Annotated in this window: 17 protein-coding genes and 2 pseudogenes; 17 read left to right on the forward strand and 2 right to left on the reverse strand. The window is 48.7% G+C overall.

The genetic code is table 11. The features are described 5' to 3' along the window. Positions 1–100 precede the first annotated feature (100 nt). The 7 genes and pseudogenes from ACFSB2_RS09290 to ACFSB2_RS09320 all read left to right on the forward strand — a co-directional run. Positions 101–559, forward strand: a pseudogene (locus ACFSB2_RS09290) (histidine phosphatase family protein); the annotation flags it as partial. 104 nt (positions 560–663) lie between these two features. Next, complete coding sequence (locus ACFSB2_RS09295; RefSeq protein ID WP_377942764.1) at positions 664–1698, forward strand: serine hydrolase domain-containing protein; 1035 nt, start codon at positions 664–666, stop codon at positions 1696–1698. Between the two features lie 127 nt (positions 1699–1825). After that, on the forward strand, positions 1826–2566 hold the full coding sequence (locus ACFSB2_RS09300; RefSeq protein WP_377942765.1) for a VOC family protein: 741 nt from the start codon (positions 1826–1828) through the stop codon (positions 2564–2566). A gap of 150 nt (positions 2567–2716) precedes the next feature. Beyond that, positions 2717–3337, forward strand: coding sequence for a histidine phosphatase family protein (locus tag ACFSB2_RS09305; protein WP_377942766.1), 621 nt, complete (start codon positions 2717–2719; stop codon positions 3335–3337). A gap of 265 nt (positions 3338–3602) precedes the next feature. Beyond that, positions 3603–4678, forward strand: a pseudogene (locus tag ACFSB2_RS09310) (serine hydrolase domain-containing protein). A gap of 44 nt (positions 4679–4722) precedes the next feature. Next, positions 4723–5241: a class I SAM-dependent methyltransferase gene (locus ACFSB2_RS09315; RefSeq protein ID WP_377942767.1), complete on the forward strand. Its 519-nt coding sequence runs from the start codon at positions 4723–4725 to the stop codon at positions 5239–5241. 437 nt (positions 5242–5678) lie between these two features. Further along, on the forward strand, positions 5679–6209 hold the full coding sequence (locus ACFSB2_RS09320) for a GNAT family N-acetyltransferase (protein WP_377942768.1): 531 nt from the start codon (positions 5679–5681) through the stop codon (positions 6207–6209). Positions 6210–6305: 96 nt separating this feature from the next. On the opposite strand, the gene ACFSB2_RS09325 is transcribed toward ACFSB2_RS09320, so the two are convergent. Beyond that, positions 6306–7229, reverse strand: coding sequence for a carotenoid biosynthesis protein (locus ACFSB2_RS09325; RefSeq protein WP_377942769.1), 924 nt, complete (start codon positions 7227–7229; stop codon positions 6306–6308). Positions 7230–7559: 330 nt separating this feature from the next. Between ACFSB2_RS09325 and ACFSB2_RS09330 the strand changes: the two genes are divergently transcribed. The 3 genes from ACFSB2_RS09330 (at position 7560) to ACFSB2_RS09340 (ending at position 11184) form a co-directional block, all read left to right on the forward strand. After that, complete coding sequence (locus ACFSB2_RS09330) at positions 7560–8162, forward strand: TetR/AcrR family transcriptional regulator (protein ID WP_377942770.1); 603 nt, start codon at positions 7560–7562, stop codon at positions 8160–8162. Between the two features lie 203 nt (positions 8163–8365). After that, positions 8366–9226, forward strand: a complete 861-nt coding sequence (locus tag ACFSB2_RS09335; RefSeq protein WP_377942771.1) for an aldose epimerase family protein — start codon at positions 8366–8368, stop codon at positions 9224–9226. A 278-nt stretch (positions 9227–9504) separates the two neighbouring features. After that, on the forward strand, positions 9505–11184 hold the full coding sequence (locus ACFSB2_RS09340) for a glycerol-3-phosphate dehydrogenase/oxidase (RefSeq protein ID WP_377942772.1): 1680 nt from the start codon (positions 9505–9507) through the stop codon (positions 11182–11184). Positions 11185–11260: 76 nt separating this feature from the next. On the opposite strand, the gene ACFSB2_RS09345 is transcribed toward ACFSB2_RS09340, so the two are convergent. Beyond that, complete coding sequence (locus ACFSB2_RS09345; RefSeq protein WP_377942773.1) at positions 11261–11536, reverse strand: hypothetical protein; 276 nt, start codon at positions 11534–11536, stop codon at positions 11261–11263. Between the two features lie 123 nt (positions 11537–11659). Here ACFSB2_RS09345 and ACFSB2_RS09350 point away from each other — a divergent pair, with 123 nt between their 5' ends. The 7 genes from ACFSB2_RS09350 (at position 11660) to ACFSB2_RS09380 (ending at position 16180) form a co-directional block, all read left to right on the forward strand. Beyond that, complete coding sequence (locus ACFSB2_RS09350; protein ID WP_377942774.1) at positions 11660–11851, forward strand: hypothetical protein; 192 nt, start codon at positions 11660–11662, stop codon at positions 11849–11851. A 206-nt stretch (positions 11852–12057) separates the two neighbouring features. Then, complete coding sequence (locus ACFSB2_RS09355) at positions 12058–12735, forward strand: TVP38/TMEM64 family protein (RefSeq protein ID WP_377942775.1); 678 nt, start codon at positions 12058–12060, stop codon at positions 12733–12735. A 53-nt stretch (positions 12736–12788) separates the two neighbouring features. Further along, the gene (locus ACFSB2_RS09360) at positions 12789–13250 is read left to right on the forward strand and encodes a MarR family winged helix-turn-helix transcriptional regulator (protein ID WP_377942776.1); all 462 of its coding nucleotides are present in this window, start codon (positions 12789–12791) and stop codon (positions 13248–13250) included. Then, positions 13247–14113: an NAD(P)-dependent oxidoreductase gene (locus ACFSB2_RS09365; RefSeq protein ID WP_377942777.1), complete on the forward strand. Its 867-nt coding sequence runs from the start codon at positions 13247–13249 to the stop codon at positions 14111–14113. The genes ACFSB2_RS09360 and ACFSB2_RS09365 overlap by 4 nt, the downstream gene beginning before the upstream one ends. Then, positions 14110–14673 (forward strand): D-glycero-alpha-D-manno-heptose-1,7-bisphosphate 7-phosphatase, encoded by a 564-nt coding sequence (locus tag ACFSB2_RS09370; RefSeq protein ID WP_377942778.1) that lies wholly within the window; start codon positions 14110–14112, stop codon positions 14671–14673. The genes ACFSB2_RS09365 and ACFSB2_RS09370 overlap by 4 nt, the downstream gene beginning before the upstream one ends. 34 nt (positions 14674–14707) lie before the next feature. Beyond that, the gene (locus ACFSB2_RS09375; RefSeq protein WP_377942779.1) at positions 14708–14956 is read left to right on the forward strand and encodes a hypothetical protein; all 249 of its coding nucleotides are present in this window, start codon (positions 14708–14710) and stop codon (positions 14954–14956) included. Positions 14957–15034: 78 nt separating this feature from the next. After that, positions 15035–16180 carry a glycosyltransferase gene (locus ACFSB2_RS09380; RefSeq protein WP_377942780.1) on the forward strand — a complete coding sequence of 382 codons (1146 nt, stop codon included), beginning with the start codon at positions 15035–15037 and terminating at the stop codon, positions 16178–16180.

Below are 16180 nucleotides of genomic sequence, written 5' to 3' on the forward strand. Positions count from 1 at the left end.
CTATAACCGGCTCCTTTTCGTATTGTGGCTCTGCACTGGTTATCCCAAATTCAGTGTAACCCACGTGCTTACGAAATGGGGCCGGCCTCGTTCATTATGACTAAAAGATGAAGGTATTGATGTTTTTGTGTCTAGCCCATACAAGAGAGCAGTTCTAACGATTGAACAACTTGCTAAATTGGCTGGCCAGGAGGTAGAAGTGTTTGAAGATCTTAAAGAAAGGATTTTTACGAATTCAGAAACTAGAATAACTGATGAAGAATTAAACCCTTTGTTAAAGCAATCCTTTTCTGATATAACCTATTCATTGCCTGGAGCAGAGTCCAATTTAGATTGCCAGGTGCGATCCATTCAAGTTCTAAAGGAGCTTTTAAAGCGCTATCAAGGGCAAAAAGTGGCTGTAGGAACCCATGGGGCCGTTATGACATTGATGATGGGTTACTTTGATATTCGATACGCTTCTTTAGATTTCTTGTTGAAGTTGTCTAAACCTGATGTTTACAGACTGAATTTCGATGGTCAAGTATTAAAAGTGGTTAAAAGATTGTGGCGTGGTTAGCATCACATGCGTTATGCAGATACTGAAGGACGATCAACTCTAACTGGCTTTTTAAACGGACTTAGAATGTTTTTTTAGAATACATTAGTAGATGGCTTGTTTGGTTGGACATCAGAGATACATACGATACTAATCCTTCGGATGCAGAAGTTGGTTTCGGGGGATTTCATAGAGAATTCGGAGGGCTGCTATTGGATTTTCCCCACGATACTATGTTTAATACAATTAATGGGTACACGGAACAGCAATGGACAAGCCTTACAAGCATTTTGATTGCTTACCGTGGAAATGTGATTTACGAGCGTTATTTCAATGGCACTAATGATCAAACTTTGCTCCCTCTGCGTTCAATGACCAAGAGCGTAACATCCACCCTTATCGGCATTGCCATCGATCGGGGATATATACAAGATGAGCATCAATCAATTCAAAAATTCTTTGATGAAGCCGAGATTTTGAACTCGAACCCACAATTGCTTGTGACAACTTTGCATGAATTATTGAATCTAACATCTGGTATACAATTGTTTGACAGGGATTTACCGAACATGATGAGGGAAAATCCGTATGACTGGATTCAGCCAATTTTACAATCAACTGTTGTGAAACGCAGGCAGTTTCAATATAAGGGTTGCGATATGCACCTTCTATCAGCCATTCTTTCGCGGACAACGCATTTAAATGCTCATTCCTTTGCACAACAAAAACTATTTTACCGATTGGAGATTTACGACAATGACTGGGAAGTAGATCCACAGGGCAATTCAATTGGCAGCACGGGACTGAAAATGACAACTAGAAGCATAGCGAAGATTGGAGCCTTGTATTTGAATTATGGGAGCTGGAATCGTGATGTAATTATATCGTCGGAATGGGTTGGGAAATCCATTACCGTCCAGAGCACAGGTGACTTTCAGTATGGGATGTACGGATACGGATGGTGGATCAGATGTTTTCACGGAGAGGATGCATACATGACTGTGGGAGCGAAAGGACAATATCTGATAAACATACCCAGATTAGCAACTACCGTGGTATTTACAAGTGATCCAGCGATAGAACAAAGTGACTCAAAAAGTATACTAGTGAAACGCGTGATTCCGATTTTAGAAGGGATCATTTCTGGTATTTCTTCTTGAAAATACATGCGTAGCATTGAACTGTTAGTGGATTAAATTCGCCGATAGTGATGGGGAATGTCCTTGTTTAGTGCCTGAACGAATGTGGTAGATAGTCAATCAAAAATTCTGTGGAGGGATGTCATGAATGAAACTGTCGCACGTTAGGTTACTTGTTACAGATTATGTTGCATGCCTGAGATTTTATCGTGATGTGTTGGGTTTGGAAGTTCACTGGGGAGATGAAAATGGAGACTATATAAGCTTTAATACGGGCGGAACACTACTTGCATTATTTCGGCGCAACAATATGGCGGAGGCTGTAGGTGAATCTGAGAAATCGCTGAAAGCCAGTCAGCAATCAAGCCATTGCCTTATCATTGCAGTGGACAATGTGGACGCTACATATGAATTACTCAAATCTAGGGGGATTGAATGTATTAATACCCCGCACGATCGAGCATCTTGGGGCGTTAGATGCTTTCATCTCTATGATCCAGATGGAAATATGATTGAAGTAAACAAAGAAACGGAGGAGATTATTGGAACAACATTGTTGCATGTTAGGGCAAATGTGACTGATTTGGATAAAGCCATTCAGTGGTACGAAAGCGTTCTAGGCTTTAAGTCATGTGGCCATTATCCGAATGAGAACCCGATTTACACTCATTTTGAAATGAGCGAAGGAGCCCAGTTTTCCATAGCCGTAGATAAGAGAGTACCCACGAATGGGAGATACAATTTTTACGTTAAGGACGTAGATGAACTTTGGAAATCGTTGAAAAACAAAGTAGAAGTGGTGGAGGAACTATTTGATACACCGTACGGAAGTAGAAAATTCACTATACGAGATTTAGATGGGAATGAGTTGGGCTTTGTTAAGCGATAGCGGTCATTAAACAAAGCAAATAACGGTTTCGTCGCAAATAGATGAAATCGTTCATGAAGGGGTACAGTGGTTGTCCGCATGAAAGAATATCGACGAACGCACCATCCTTACTGAACTGTGGGTTGATCCAATGAAGTGGAGGTTTACATATTGGGCATTACAAACCTATACATCACTCGACATGGCCAAACAGAATGGAACGTGCAAGGAAGGCTTCAGGGGCATCTCGACTCTCCTCTCACTGAGCTAGGTGTCATCCAAGCGGAACAATTAGCGGATTCGCTAGTAAACGTTGAATTTGATGTGATTTATTCTAGCCCAAGCTTACGCACTGTCCGTACGGCGGAGATGATTCGCGGAGAGAGACCCATCGATATAACCATTGAGGATAAGTTACGGGAAATCAACATGGGTTCATGGGAAGGAATGGAACTCGCGGAAGTGAAGCTTCAGTACCCGCGTGAACATGAGGCGTATTGGAATACCCCTGATTTGTATGTGCCATCCAATGGCGGCGAGACGTTTGAAGCTGTATCCCAACGTGCAGTTTCGTGTATTGAAAAGATTATCAGAGACAATGAAAACAAGACCATTATGCTCGTTACGCATACGGTTACACTGAAATCCATCATGAATTACTTTGAAAAACGTCCTCTGAAAGAACTCTGGAATCCACCCTACGTTCATCCTACCAGCCTGTCTCACGTTATGATTGAAGATGGGATCGTTACAATCGAAAAATACGGAGATATGGCGCATATCGATGGATAAGTTTCAGCAGGAAATGGAGCATCTGCTTGAACTGTGATATGAAATTGATCTAACGTAATTTGGTATAATGAATATACAGAAAATATCGTGATCAAATGAAAGCGATTAACTCTCGTGCTCTACATCGACAAAGACGGATGAATCGCGTTAAACACGGCAGCAGCTATAAATACATATAGGGGTTGATAAAATGAATTTTTCAAAGCTTCAAGCCTATTTAGATCGCTTTTATGTGGAGAAAAACATCCCCGGTGTGGGATTGGCTATGTATTATAAGCACGAGCCAGTCTTTGAACACTATACGGGATTTTCTGATGTAGAGAATCAAATCAAATTCGGGCCAGATACGATTTTCCGACTCTATTCAGCAACCAAGGTCATCACCTGCACCGCGCTTCTGCAATTGTTTGATGCTGGGAAGTTTAAACTGAGCGATCCGCTATATGCCTATATTCCCGAGTACGAGCACATGAACGTCCGACATATCCTGAAGGATGGAACTGAGGAAGTGCGTCCTGCGCAGAACAAGATCACGATTGAACATCTGTTCAGTATGTCGGCTGGACTTGACAAACGAGATACTGAAGAGACGCGGAAGGTCATTGAGGCGTCAAATGGCGAGGGCAAAACGCTGGATGTCATCAAAGCGTTGGCCAAGGAGCCGCTGATCTTTGAGCCAGGCACACATTTCAAATATGGCGCCTGCCATGACGTATTGGGGCACTGATTGAGGTGCTATCTGGCAAGACGTTTGGGACATATCTCAAGGAGAACATTTTTGATCGGATCGGCATGCGCGACACGTCATTTGTTTTGAAGGACGAGAAGCGTTTCTGCAAGCTTTACAATCATTTCAATGGCAAGACACACACCGCTGAGAGCATAGGGGAGACATTCGTCCTTCAGCCAGGCAGTGCTTATGAGAGTGGTGGTGGTGGCCTCTTTTCTACTGTGGCTGATTACATATTGTTTGCAGAGGCGCTGTGCAATTATGGCTTGGCGTCAAATGGCGAACGCATCCTTAAAAAAGAGACCGTCAATGAGATGCGGACAAAACGTTTGTGTCCAGAGGCGCAACAGGATTTCGCTAAGTTTGGCGGAGTGAGTAAGAGTGGATATAGCTACGGCCTTGGCGTACGGACACTGGTCGAGAGAGAGGAAAACAACGCTTTGAGCGAAAATGGCGAATTCGGCTGGGACGGCGCCCGCGGTTGTTATGTTGTCATTGATCCAAAGGCAGAGGTGGCGCTGTTCTACGCACAGCAAGAGGGTGGATCACCGTGGTATCGCTGGCACGGGACGGTGCGAAATTACGCCTATGCGAGCGTCTGGGGAGATTGATCGATCCCGATGTTGTATACCTTGATGAAGGTGCGTGAGTATACTTGTTTCCTGATCTGACGAAGCATCCAGAATACCTTGGCGAACAATCACATGCTTGGTGTAATCAATTAGCAGCCAAGACGGGAAAATACGAATTCCCCTGGAAAGAGATTTTCGAGGGAGAACCAGCGGTAAGCACTTTAACTGAAAAACTTTCTTCACTGTTGCATGGAAAGGTTTTGGATGTCGGTTGCGGTCACGGAACGTATACAGATAAATGGGCATGTCAGACGGAAGAACTGATTGGCTATGATGTGACGGAAGGTTTTATCAGGACTGCGAATCAAAACAGAAAATCTAATGTCCGTTACGTTGTGGGAAACACACACGATGGATTGCCTTTTCCCGACGATTATTTTGATTTCGCCTACACCAAGAAAGGACCAACAAGTTGGTATAAAGAAGGGAACAGAGTTATTCGGAGTGGTGGAACGCTTCTGTTATTCCACCCTGGTGACGGCAATGGAGAGGGGCAGAACTCGGCCTTTGTTTTCCGGGATTATTTGCTTCACCTTCTGTAGGTACGCCAATTCTTGACATCATTCAAGAGCGGTTAGAATCGAGTGGTTTGACGGATATTCAGATGTCTGTCTTGCGAGAAATTGTATGGATCCCAACCCCTGACGATGTGTTTGAGAAGGTTTGCTTTGGGCAGAGTGATGGGTTCAGACAGTTTGTGAGAGAAACGTGCTACAGTGGGATCGTTGCACAATTTGACAAACATGCAAGTGAAAAAGGGATAAAAACGACTGGCTTTTTCTATTTGATTCAAGCAAAGGCGTCGTGATGTTTAGCATTGTCTAAGTTGCAGGCGTGGAGTGTGGGATTCCGCGCTTTTTGCGCTTTGAAGGTCAATTTGTAACTTTGCAAACCCATTTGTCACGATTGAGTGCATATAACCACGCTATTTCGTTTGAAAATGCCATGGAGAGCATTATAGGAGTTTGGGGGATTCGCAGTGTTTCAGATTCGCGAAGCAAATCTGGCTGATGTATCAGGCATAGCGGACGTTCATATCAAGAGTTGGCACGCTACATACAGAGGGATTGTAGCCGATGATTTCATCGACAATTTAACGCCCTCATGGTCAGAACAAAGGTGGACCAAGGTCCTTCGTGATGCAGATACAACCACATTGATTTATGTGGCGACCAATCAAGCTGAGCGAATTGTTGGCTTCGCCGTAGGCGGGCGCGAACGAGACGGGGATCCAAATTATGATGCAGAGTTGTACGCGATATACCTTTTGAAGGAGTGCCAAGGCCAGGGGGTTGGACGGCGACTTGTCTCAAATGTCGCACGTGGCCTGCTGGGGCAATCGCTCAATTCCATGTTGGTTTGGGCATTAAAAGATAATTATCCGGCAAGAAAGTTCTACACGACATTAAACGGCAAAGCGTACAGACGACGAATGTTTGACATTGGCGGAATCAGCTATGCGGATGTTTCGTACGGGTGGGATAATCTTAGCTCCTTGATATGTGATTAAAACGTGTAATTAAAAAAGTTACTTGGACAGATAAAGGCTTCCCATCCGGAAAGCCTTTTTTGTCGATCCCGCCCGCGCATCCGAGCGAATGAAACTTTATACACTCAATCTATCGATTTGCTGCTGATTCGCGATGGTAGCAGAAGATACGCTTTGCTTCTTCGCGCGCGAGTTGAGCAGCGTTACAGATGACAGAAATGTCGCGAACAGCATGGTAAAAAGCATCATGATGGTCGAGGACTGATAGATGTCTGTGACAGTCCACGTCTGGCCGGAAGCGTCTGTGATGGTCTGGTGCGTCTGAAGCAGCATGTAGGAAATCAGATAACTGATGGCTGTAGCTCCGTACATGAGAATGGGCATCACCCAGAAGTCAGCAGCTTCTCGCGAGCGGACGGTTTTCGGGCGCAGATGCAAGACGATGGCAAACACTTGGAAGATGATCCACACCGTGAGGAACCAGCCCAAATAGTTGGTGAGCGGGACGCCATTATAACCGCCGCCGTCCTCCCAGATCCATTGGTGACCCACGGTGGAACTGATGGGATCCATGACTACATCCCACATGACCATGATGAATGCCGCCGTGAGCGGTTGGATGATTATGCCGCCAACTGTGGTTGTGCGCTCGTCCCCTTTGCCAAGGATGATGGAGGCGAGACACCAAGCGACGTAACCATAAGCGAAGTAAGCGAATCCGATGGTGATGGGCACCTGAAACAGGAACGGCATGCCGCTATGGGTGTAGTGATAGTTCCCAAAGGGGAACCCGGTGGCAATGCTCAAATTCTCCAATCCATTCGCGACGATCTCGGTAGTGACAAAGAAAGTGATGATGTTCGCGGCTCCGTAGCGGCGGCCCCCATGCCAAAAGACAAAGATGAGGCCGAGTATAAACTGTACGACTGCCATAGTGGTGTTTCCACCAAACGATTGGACAATGATGGTAGTTGCCGTCAGCGCCGCAACAATCCACAGCCAGACGACTGAGCGCGTTCCAGATGCTGTGTTTGCTTTCATGTTATCCCCTCCACGGGTTCAGCTTCTCTTAAATGGACTAATAAGTCCGTTTTTTCTTCATATGCATTATCGGACCATAGGGTCCACATGTCAAGAGGGAATGCATTTATCTGATGCATCACGGGAAACGGCTGTGGGCGAGCGCTTTTAAGCGCTTGCGTTCAGTGCGCCTGTCATATACGCTCTTCACGTGACTTCGAGGTTTTGATGAAAAATGTTGATGTGATCGCGTGCAGCTTGCGGGGATGTCACAGCAAGTCGTGCTTTTATAATGTTGAATTTGGGATTGTGAATCGTAGATCAGTTTGTTTGCCAGGGGAGGACGTATCCATGAGTGAACATGAAAGCGCGAGCGAGAAGTTGCCGATCCGCTCGGACGCACAGCGGAATCGCGAGCGCGTGCGGGAAGCCGCACTGCAGGTGCTTGCCCAACAAGGCAGCGACGCCACCATTCTGGATGTCGCGCGCCAAGCAGGTGTGGGTAAAGCAACTGTCTATCGCAACTTTCCAACGAAAGCTGCCATCCTCGCTTTCGCCGTGGAACATCATGGTCAATGGCTGGTGGAACGGCTCGATAGCACGATTGAGGCCAACGATGGCTGGGCCGGATTCCAGGCGCTTGTGCGCGACACCATGCTCCGTATCCGCAGGGAGCCCATTCTCCTGGAAGCCCTCCGGCCCTCGGGTACAGATGCGTCTGAGCCGACAGTCGTTCACGCCATCAACGAGCGCCTTGCGTGTGTCATTCAATCGCTCTGTGAACAAGGCCACTTGCGACCCGATGTGACAGTAGGTGATCTCGGCCTCCTTGTCATTGGGACATCCCAGTACCTTGCGGACACATCCGCTGGCACCGATGAATGCCTTCGAGCTGCCGAACTGGTTAGCAACGCCCTGCGTCAGCATCCTGACGACATGGTCGACCGAGCGTGATCGAGCGGGGATAAGCGGCAGTTTTGTTGTTCGTTTGTTGTGTGTAGCATCCGCTTTGGTCACAGACCCCCCGTGTGCGATGAACCGTGCCAGCTAAACATGTTTTTCATCAAGTTTTCGGGCTGAAAACCAACTCGTGTGATACGCTATACGAGATTTGGGGTACGATACAAGTGGTCTTACGAGGAAATGAGGGACAAGATATGTACGACATTCGACAGTATATGGATGGATTTGAAGTCTACGAAGTGATGGACAAAAAGTCCAATACATGGTTTCGCGTTGCGCCGGAGCGCGGTGGTTTGGTGATTTCACTCGGCATTGAGGGCACCGAACTTTTGTATTTGGACAAAGAGACGTTCTTGGACAGAGAAGCCAATGTACGTGGCGGCATCCCCATTCTTTTCCCAATCTGCGGTCAACTTGAAAACGGGACGTACGAGTTGGACGGCGTTACTTTCCATATGAAAAACCACGGTGTGGCGCGGACGAATCCTTGGCAGGTCGTGGAGACAAATGCGGATGAAGGTTCCATCACCTTGTCGCTGACGAGCAATGAAGAGACATTGCGTGAATTTCCTTTCCCATTTGAACTGATTTTCAAGTATGGCTTCAAAGCAGGTCGTTTTTACATTGAGCAGACATATCGCAATACTTCGACGAAACAAATGCCGATGTATGCGGGTTTCCATCCCTATTTTCAAGCGGATAAAAAGGCTGTGGCCTATCGGACAGACGCCACAAAGTATTTGGATTACAACGATATGGAGGAGAAGCGGTACGAAGGAGAACTGGATTTGAGCGGCATGGTGGAATCCGTCGTGCTGTTGAACACCGAAATGCGTTCGATCGCTTTTGCGCCACGGGAGAACCAGCCAACCATTCAAATGACGTATGGGCCGGAATTCAAGTATGTCGTCGTGTGGTCGGTGGAGGGAAAACCGTTTATCTGCGTTGAGCCATGGATGGCCAAAAACGCAGCTTTCAACAGCGGTGAGGACCTGGTTTATTTAGCGCCAGGTGCATCCATACATACGAATTTGCAAATTGCAGCCATTCGGTAATCGTGTCCTTGTGAGCGTTGCAGTGGGCGATAGCGCCAATTGTATCGTGACAAGACCATACATTCAGGATATACTGAAAAATGTCATTGAAGCGTTTGGCGAAACGTTTCGCCCAATTGTGGGTTGCAGGCAGGCCGTCAGAGCACATCAAGTGTCTGCTTGGAAAAAGGATACACCGACAAGTTCAGATGGGTTGAGAGACTGGAGAACCATGGAAACTGGTGCGGAAATATGCACCAGCTTTTATGGTTCTTATTTTATTTTCGAGGGTGATGGAGATGGAGAAACGTTTTTCAAGTCGGGATCGATCACGTCATAAATCTGCGTTGGCTGAAGCAACTGACCTGGATTTGCTCATCATCGGCGGGGGGATTACCGGAGCAGGCATTTTGCTGGATGCGGTCAGTCGCGGCCTGCGCGCGGCGTTGGTGGAGATGCAGGATTTTGCCGCAGGCACGTCAAGTCGCTCTACCAAATTGGTGCATGGCGGGCTGCGCTATCTCAAGCAGTTTGAAATTTCTCTCGTCCGCGAAGTGGGCCAGGAACGGGCGGTCGTGTACGAGAACGCGCCACATGTCACGCGGCCGCAGTGGATGCTCTTGCCTGTGATTGAAGGGGGCACGTTTGGCAAGTTTTCGACGTCGATTGGCTTGGCGGTTTACGATTATTTGGCAAAAGTCAAGCGGACAGAGCGGCGCAAGATGCTGTCTTTGCGCCAGACGCTAGAAATGGAGCCGCTGTTGCGCAGCGATGGACTGAAGGGTGCAGGCTATTATGTCGAGTATCGCACGGATGATGCGAGATTGACGATGGAGGTCATCAAAAAAGCGGTGGAGTTGGGGGGATGTGCGCTCAACTATGTGAAGGCAGAGCGGCTGCTGTACGATGATGCCGGGCGGATCGAAGGTGCAGAGATGCAAGATATGCTCTCTGCCGATACATTTGTTGTGCGCGCCAAGCGCGTGGTCAATGCAACGGGGCCATGGGTGGATGTGTTGCGCGAACAAGACGGATCGAAAAAAGGCAAAGTGATTCATTTGACCAAGGGTGTGCATATTGTGGTGGACGCAGAGCGGTTCCCGATGCGGCAGTCCGTGTATTTTGACACGCCGGACGGGCGGATGGTATTTGCCATTCCTCGCGATGGCAAGACCTACATCGGTACGACGGACACAAATTACACGGCAGGCATCCTGCATCCGCGCATGACCGAAGCGGATTTGCACTATCTGTTGGACGCTGTCAACTTCATGTTTCCCACGGTTAAATTGACCGAGCGTGACGTCGAGTCGAGTTGGGCTGGTGTGCGTCCGCTGATTCACGAAGAGGGCAAGTCGCCGTCGGAGATTTCGCGCAAGGACGAGATCTTCCATTCTCATACAGGGCTCATCACCATCGCGGGCGGTAAATTGACAGGGTATCGCAAGATGGCCGAGCGGGTCGTGGACGTGGTCGTAAAAGAGTTGACAGATGCCTATGGCATGTCATTCAAGGTGTGTCAGACGCGAAATTTAGCTTTGTCGGGCGGCGCATATGGCGGCAGCGACCAGTTCGAGGCTACATGCCAGTCGCATGTGCAAATGGGGATTGAGCTCGGATTGACGCCGGAACGATCGACTCAATTGGCGACACGCTATGGCACAAATGTGGTGAACATCTACACGCGCTTGCGCGATGATGCGCTACCCGCTTTTTCTTCTGCGCTGCCACGCGATGTCGAGGCTGAGCTGATGTATTGTGTGGAAGAGGAAGCGTGCATCCTGCCGGAGGATTTTTTCATTCGCCGCACAGGGGCGATGTTTTTTGATGTCGGTTTTGTACGACAACACCAATACGAAATTGTCCGCGTACTGCAACAACTGTTCGCCTGGGACAACGATACGGCTGTCAAATACACGGGCGAATTGGAAAATCGATTGCAAGAGGCGACGGTGGCCATTGCTGCTTCCGACGCGTGACAAGATTGGACCGCATGCGAGTGACGTTCACTGGCGGGATCGCATGCGGTCTATCTCGTTTGGCACAGGACGAAACTCAGTACGGCCTGCGATAGGTATCGACAATTTGTTTGATCTGTTCGATGGCCTCCATTGGCAAATGTTTGATTGCTTCGGCCATGCGGACCGTATCTGCAAGTTGCTCTGATGTCATTTGTCCTTGGATCAAATTCATTTGCCGCCGCCGATTGTTGACCGTGTTGGTTGAAACGTTGTACATTTGGGCGATTTCGGCGTCGGATTTGCCGAGATCGTACGCCAGATGGCGAAGTTCTTCACGGCTGATCAGATTGAATGACGTTTGCGTGTTCATGCACTCACACTCCTCTGTTTATTATGTGTGCAGATGTTGGCATGCTTATGTATCCTGGTGTGTTACATATCCGTTTTTTTGCTTGGGAATGTTACATTCGTACACTGAAAAGGGGGGATTTACGTGCAGGGAGAGACACACCGCAAGCCGGGGCCGCCAATGCGCGATTTCAACCCAGATGCGTTGGAGCACTGGTCTAAAGACAGTGTGGAAAAGATGGGGGTTAAAGCGCCAGTGAGCGATGAAACATTGGCGCCCAAACGCGAAGATGCAGCAAGAATGGGTTTGAAGCCAAAAGCTTCGCCAATGGACTGATGAGGACGGCGAGTGCAGTGCGCACTCGCCGTTTTGCTGTAAGTCGGTGTCGTCTTCTGGATGGAACCCTATTTGAACGACTATAATGAACTTATACTGAAAAATTCTCTGTGATTGTGGGTCTTGACAGGTGTCTGTTTGAAGCTTCACGCGTACTCTGATACTGTGGTAACGATACAGTGGTTCAGGAGCGAGGAGAATTTAGGGTGGGGGCAATTTTAAAGCAAGTATTGACCGATTGGCGAACCATTTCCACTGTAGTCATTGGCGTGTTGATGGCGGGTACTTTGTTGTACCTAGATAAGCACCACCGCATTTCGCTGATGATTCGGGACTGGGGCGTTGCTGGAGTTGTACTTGCGATATTGCTCATGGTGTTATGGTGTTTGACACCAGTTCCGTCCGAGGGGCTCCTGATAATTTTCCTGCGTGTATACGGGGTTACGTTGGGTACCACCTATGCTTGGCTGGGGTCTACACTGAGCACACTGGTCATCTTTTATATTGCTCGTTATTTTACGCGGATCTGGCTGTCACGAGTCACTTCGCATGAGCGATTTGAACAGATCAATCTGTGGGTGAAGGATAGAGGAAGCATTGGGTTGTTATTTGCCCGGATGCTCCCGGTGCCTGCTTTTGTCGTCAACTATGCGGCGGGGATGATTCCGGCCATTGGTTTGTGGGCTTACCTCTGGACGGCGGTCATTTCCATCATTCCCTACTACTTGAGTGTTGCGCTCATCTTTGAAGGCGTGATTGGGAATTGGCTGTATTTGATTGTTGGCTTGATTCCACTTTTTCTAGTTGGGTTGATTGGCCTTTTCATACGCAAGCGGGGGCAAAAGATACTGGACGGGCAAAGGAATTTGTTCCGTTGGCATTGATCTCTACATTCATAGGCGATTTGATGCTATAGACTTCGATGGGGTGATGTGGTTTGGATTCCGCGAAACTTGAGCGGATTCGTCAGATGGACGAAACTTTAGCTCGCTTATCGCGCTTTATGAAGTTGCAGTCCATATTTAAAAAATATGGACTGACAGCGACGCAGATGTTTATCATGCGTTACTTATCTCACGAAGCGCCTGCGAAATCATCTGATATCGCAAAATTCGCAGGTTTGAGTCCTGGCGCCATCACGCAGGTCTGTGATGAGCTTGTGCGCATGGGCGTGGTGGGGAGAAGCAGATCAGATACGGATCGGCGCGTGGTATATGTCGATTTGACATCAGAAGGGCACGCGAAAGTACAGAGCATGCTTGAGGACAGGGCAGTGCGCGTCGGGAATATCTTGGACAAGCTTGGTTACGAAGATGCCGACACATTGCTTAGGCTGCTTGGGAAACTCGCGGACATTGTGGAAGCAGAAGAGATTGCGGAAGAAGGGGAAGAAAAATGAGAATCGGTTGGATCGGTCTTGGCAACATGGGGATTCCGATGGTGAAGAACACCGTGGCGGCAGGTGTGGAGGTCACTGTGTTCAATCGGACGCCAAAACCGAATTTGGATGTAGGCGGCGCAACTGTGGTTCAGAAATTGGAGGAAGCCGTCATCGACCAAGATGCACTGATTCTCATGGTTTCAGATGGCGCTGCGGTCAAGGACATCTTGTTTGCACAAAAAGCAGTTGAGCAGATGCGCGAAAATACATTGGTCGTCAATATGAGCACCATTGGCGTGGATGAAACGCTGGATTTGGCCGCAGGCGTACATACACGTGGATTGCGTTTCGTCGATGCGCCAGTGCTTGGCTCGGTCAAGCCGGCGACCGAAGGCACTTTGACCGTTGTCGCTGGCGGAGATGAAGCGGATTTTAACGAATTGCAGCCGCTGTTTACGGCGATTTCCAAGGTTGCATTTCACGTTGGTCCGGTTGGCAAAGGCGCTGCCATGAAACTTTTGGTTAACGCTTTTCTAGGGATGACCGTTGAAGCGCTGGGCGAGTGCCTGTCCTATGCAGGCAATCAATCGCTGGCGACGGACCTCGTGATGCAAGTGTTGGAGAACAGTGCGGTGTGGTCGCCGACCTTGGCGGGCAAGCGCGCCATGGTTGAGCATGAGCGATATGAAGCGCAGTTCGCCCTAAAGCATCTCAAAAAAGACTTGGGACTGGCCGTGCGACAGGGCCAAGCGGTGTCCGCCAATATGCCAGCCATTGAAACGACGTTTAAGTCGTTCGAGCGCGCGGAGAGTGCTGGCTATGGCGAGATGGATATGGCGGCGATTGTACAATTCTTGTCTGCTGGGAAGCAGCAATCATGAATACAGACACGAAAGCGGCGCTGCGAAGCGCTGTTTTTTTGGATCGCGATGGGGTCATCAACGATCATCGGCGCTTTGTCAATGGTCCTGATGATTTTTTTCTTTTCCCGTATGCGGCCAAAGCCATTGCTGCACTCAACCATGCCCATTTTTTCGTGGCCATGGTGAGCAATCAGGGCGGCGTTGGGCTTGGTTACATGACAGAGGGGGATTTAGTTCAGATTCATGCGAAGATGATCCGCGAAATTGCGGTTGCTGGCGCGCATTTCGATGCACTCTCCTACTGTTCGCATGCGCCCAAGGCGCATTGCGCATGCCGAAAACCAAAGCCGGGGCAGATTCTCAATTTGGCGCAGCGACATACCTTAGATTTAGGGAGCTCTTATATGGTGGGGGACAGAGATGTAGACATCATGGCCGGACAAGCTGCTGGATGTAAGACCGTGTTGGTCGGCGCCGCGCGGCTGCCGAATGAGCTGCGACCGGATATGCACTGTCCCAACTTGGCTGCTGCTGTGGAATGGATATTGAGTGATGCGCTTGGCGCCCCTTTGTCATAGGCTGTAGAAGCGAAATGACAAGGGGGGATCGATGGTGACACAACGCGTGCCGTTGATGATGGAGCAGGCCTATCGCTGGTATGAGGATAGCGAGGAGCCATTGTGGCATTCTGTGGATGAACACGAAATTTTGTCTTGGTGGTTGCGTGAATCGACACCAACGAGTGAACCTGGTTTGTTTACGCAAAGTTATCCGGCATTAGCGCCTTATTATCCGTTCACGAATCCAGCTCAAATGGCCAATTGGCTGCATGAGTCCTATCTCGGTTATTGGTGGCCATAACTTGAAGTAAAGAGGGGCGTTCGCCTCTCTTTGCCGCGGTACGGGTTCCACTCTGGACAATCACGAGGAGTTGTGTGTGTGGATTTGAGTATTGTGATCCCTTCGTACAATGAACGTGACAATATCAGACACTTGGTTGAGCGAATTCATCAAGCGTTAGACGCGCTGATGATCGACTATGAAATCTGGTTTGTCGATGACAGCACAGATGATACGGTCGAGGTGCTTGCGCATATCGTGGAAATGGACGAGCAGGTCCATGTGTATCATCGCGACCATGCGCGTGGACTGGCCAGCGCCGTAGTTGCTGGCTTTGCTCGGGCAACAGGGGAGTACATCATCGTGATGGACGCGGATTTGCAGCATCCGCCGGATCTGCTCCCAAAAATCTATAAACGGTTGCGCCATGGCAGCGATATCGTCATACCGAGTCGTTTTGTGCCTGGTGGATCAGATGGGGGACTAGGTCCACTTCGCAAGTTCATCTCCTTTGCGGCTCGTTCCATTGGCCAAGTGATGCTGCGGCGGCTGCGCAGAATTACGGATTGTACAAGTGGTTTTTTTGGCTTTCAACGCAAGGTTGTTGAGCATGCGGCGTTAGATCCGATTGGCTGGAAGATATTAATTGAAATTTTAGCAAAAGGCGACTATCGCACGGTTCATGAAATTCCCTATACGTTTCTCGCGCGCGATGCCGGAGAGTCCAAAATGAGTTTGAAGGAGCAGGCCAACTATCTTCGTCACATTTTGCGGCTGGTGTCGCAGATCCCGGAAGATAGGCGTTTTTGGCTGTTTTGCGTGGTTGGCGTCACCGGCGTGGTCGTCAACATTGCCGTATTGTGTGTTTTAAAATACACCTTGGCCGTTCAAGATGTGTTTGCCTCTGTGATTGCTTCGCTTGCGGCGATGTTGAGCAACTACATATGGAATGATCAGATCACTTGGCAGGATGTGGGCACCCAGCGCAAATGGAACACGAAGTTGCCGTTGTTTGTCTGTATTTCTATAGTGGGCATTGCCATTACCACACTGGTGATGCATACGTTGAGCAGTTTTTTTGTCCCTGTGCCCATCGGGCAGACGGTCGGCATCTTGCTCGCGACACTTTGGTCGTACACCATGAATAACCGGTTGACCTGGCGGGACGCCAACGCTGATGCGCGCAAAAAAATTGTGATCACGCGCGAAAAGCGCAAGGTTGGTCCGATTCACCCCTGGCATTGA

Source organism: Alicyclobacillus fodiniaquatilis (genome assembly GCF_042678105.1).
Taxonomy (GTDB): Bacteria; Bacillota; Bacilli; order Alicyclobacillales; family Alicyclobacillaceae; genus Alicyclobacillus; species Alicyclobacillus fodiniaquatilis.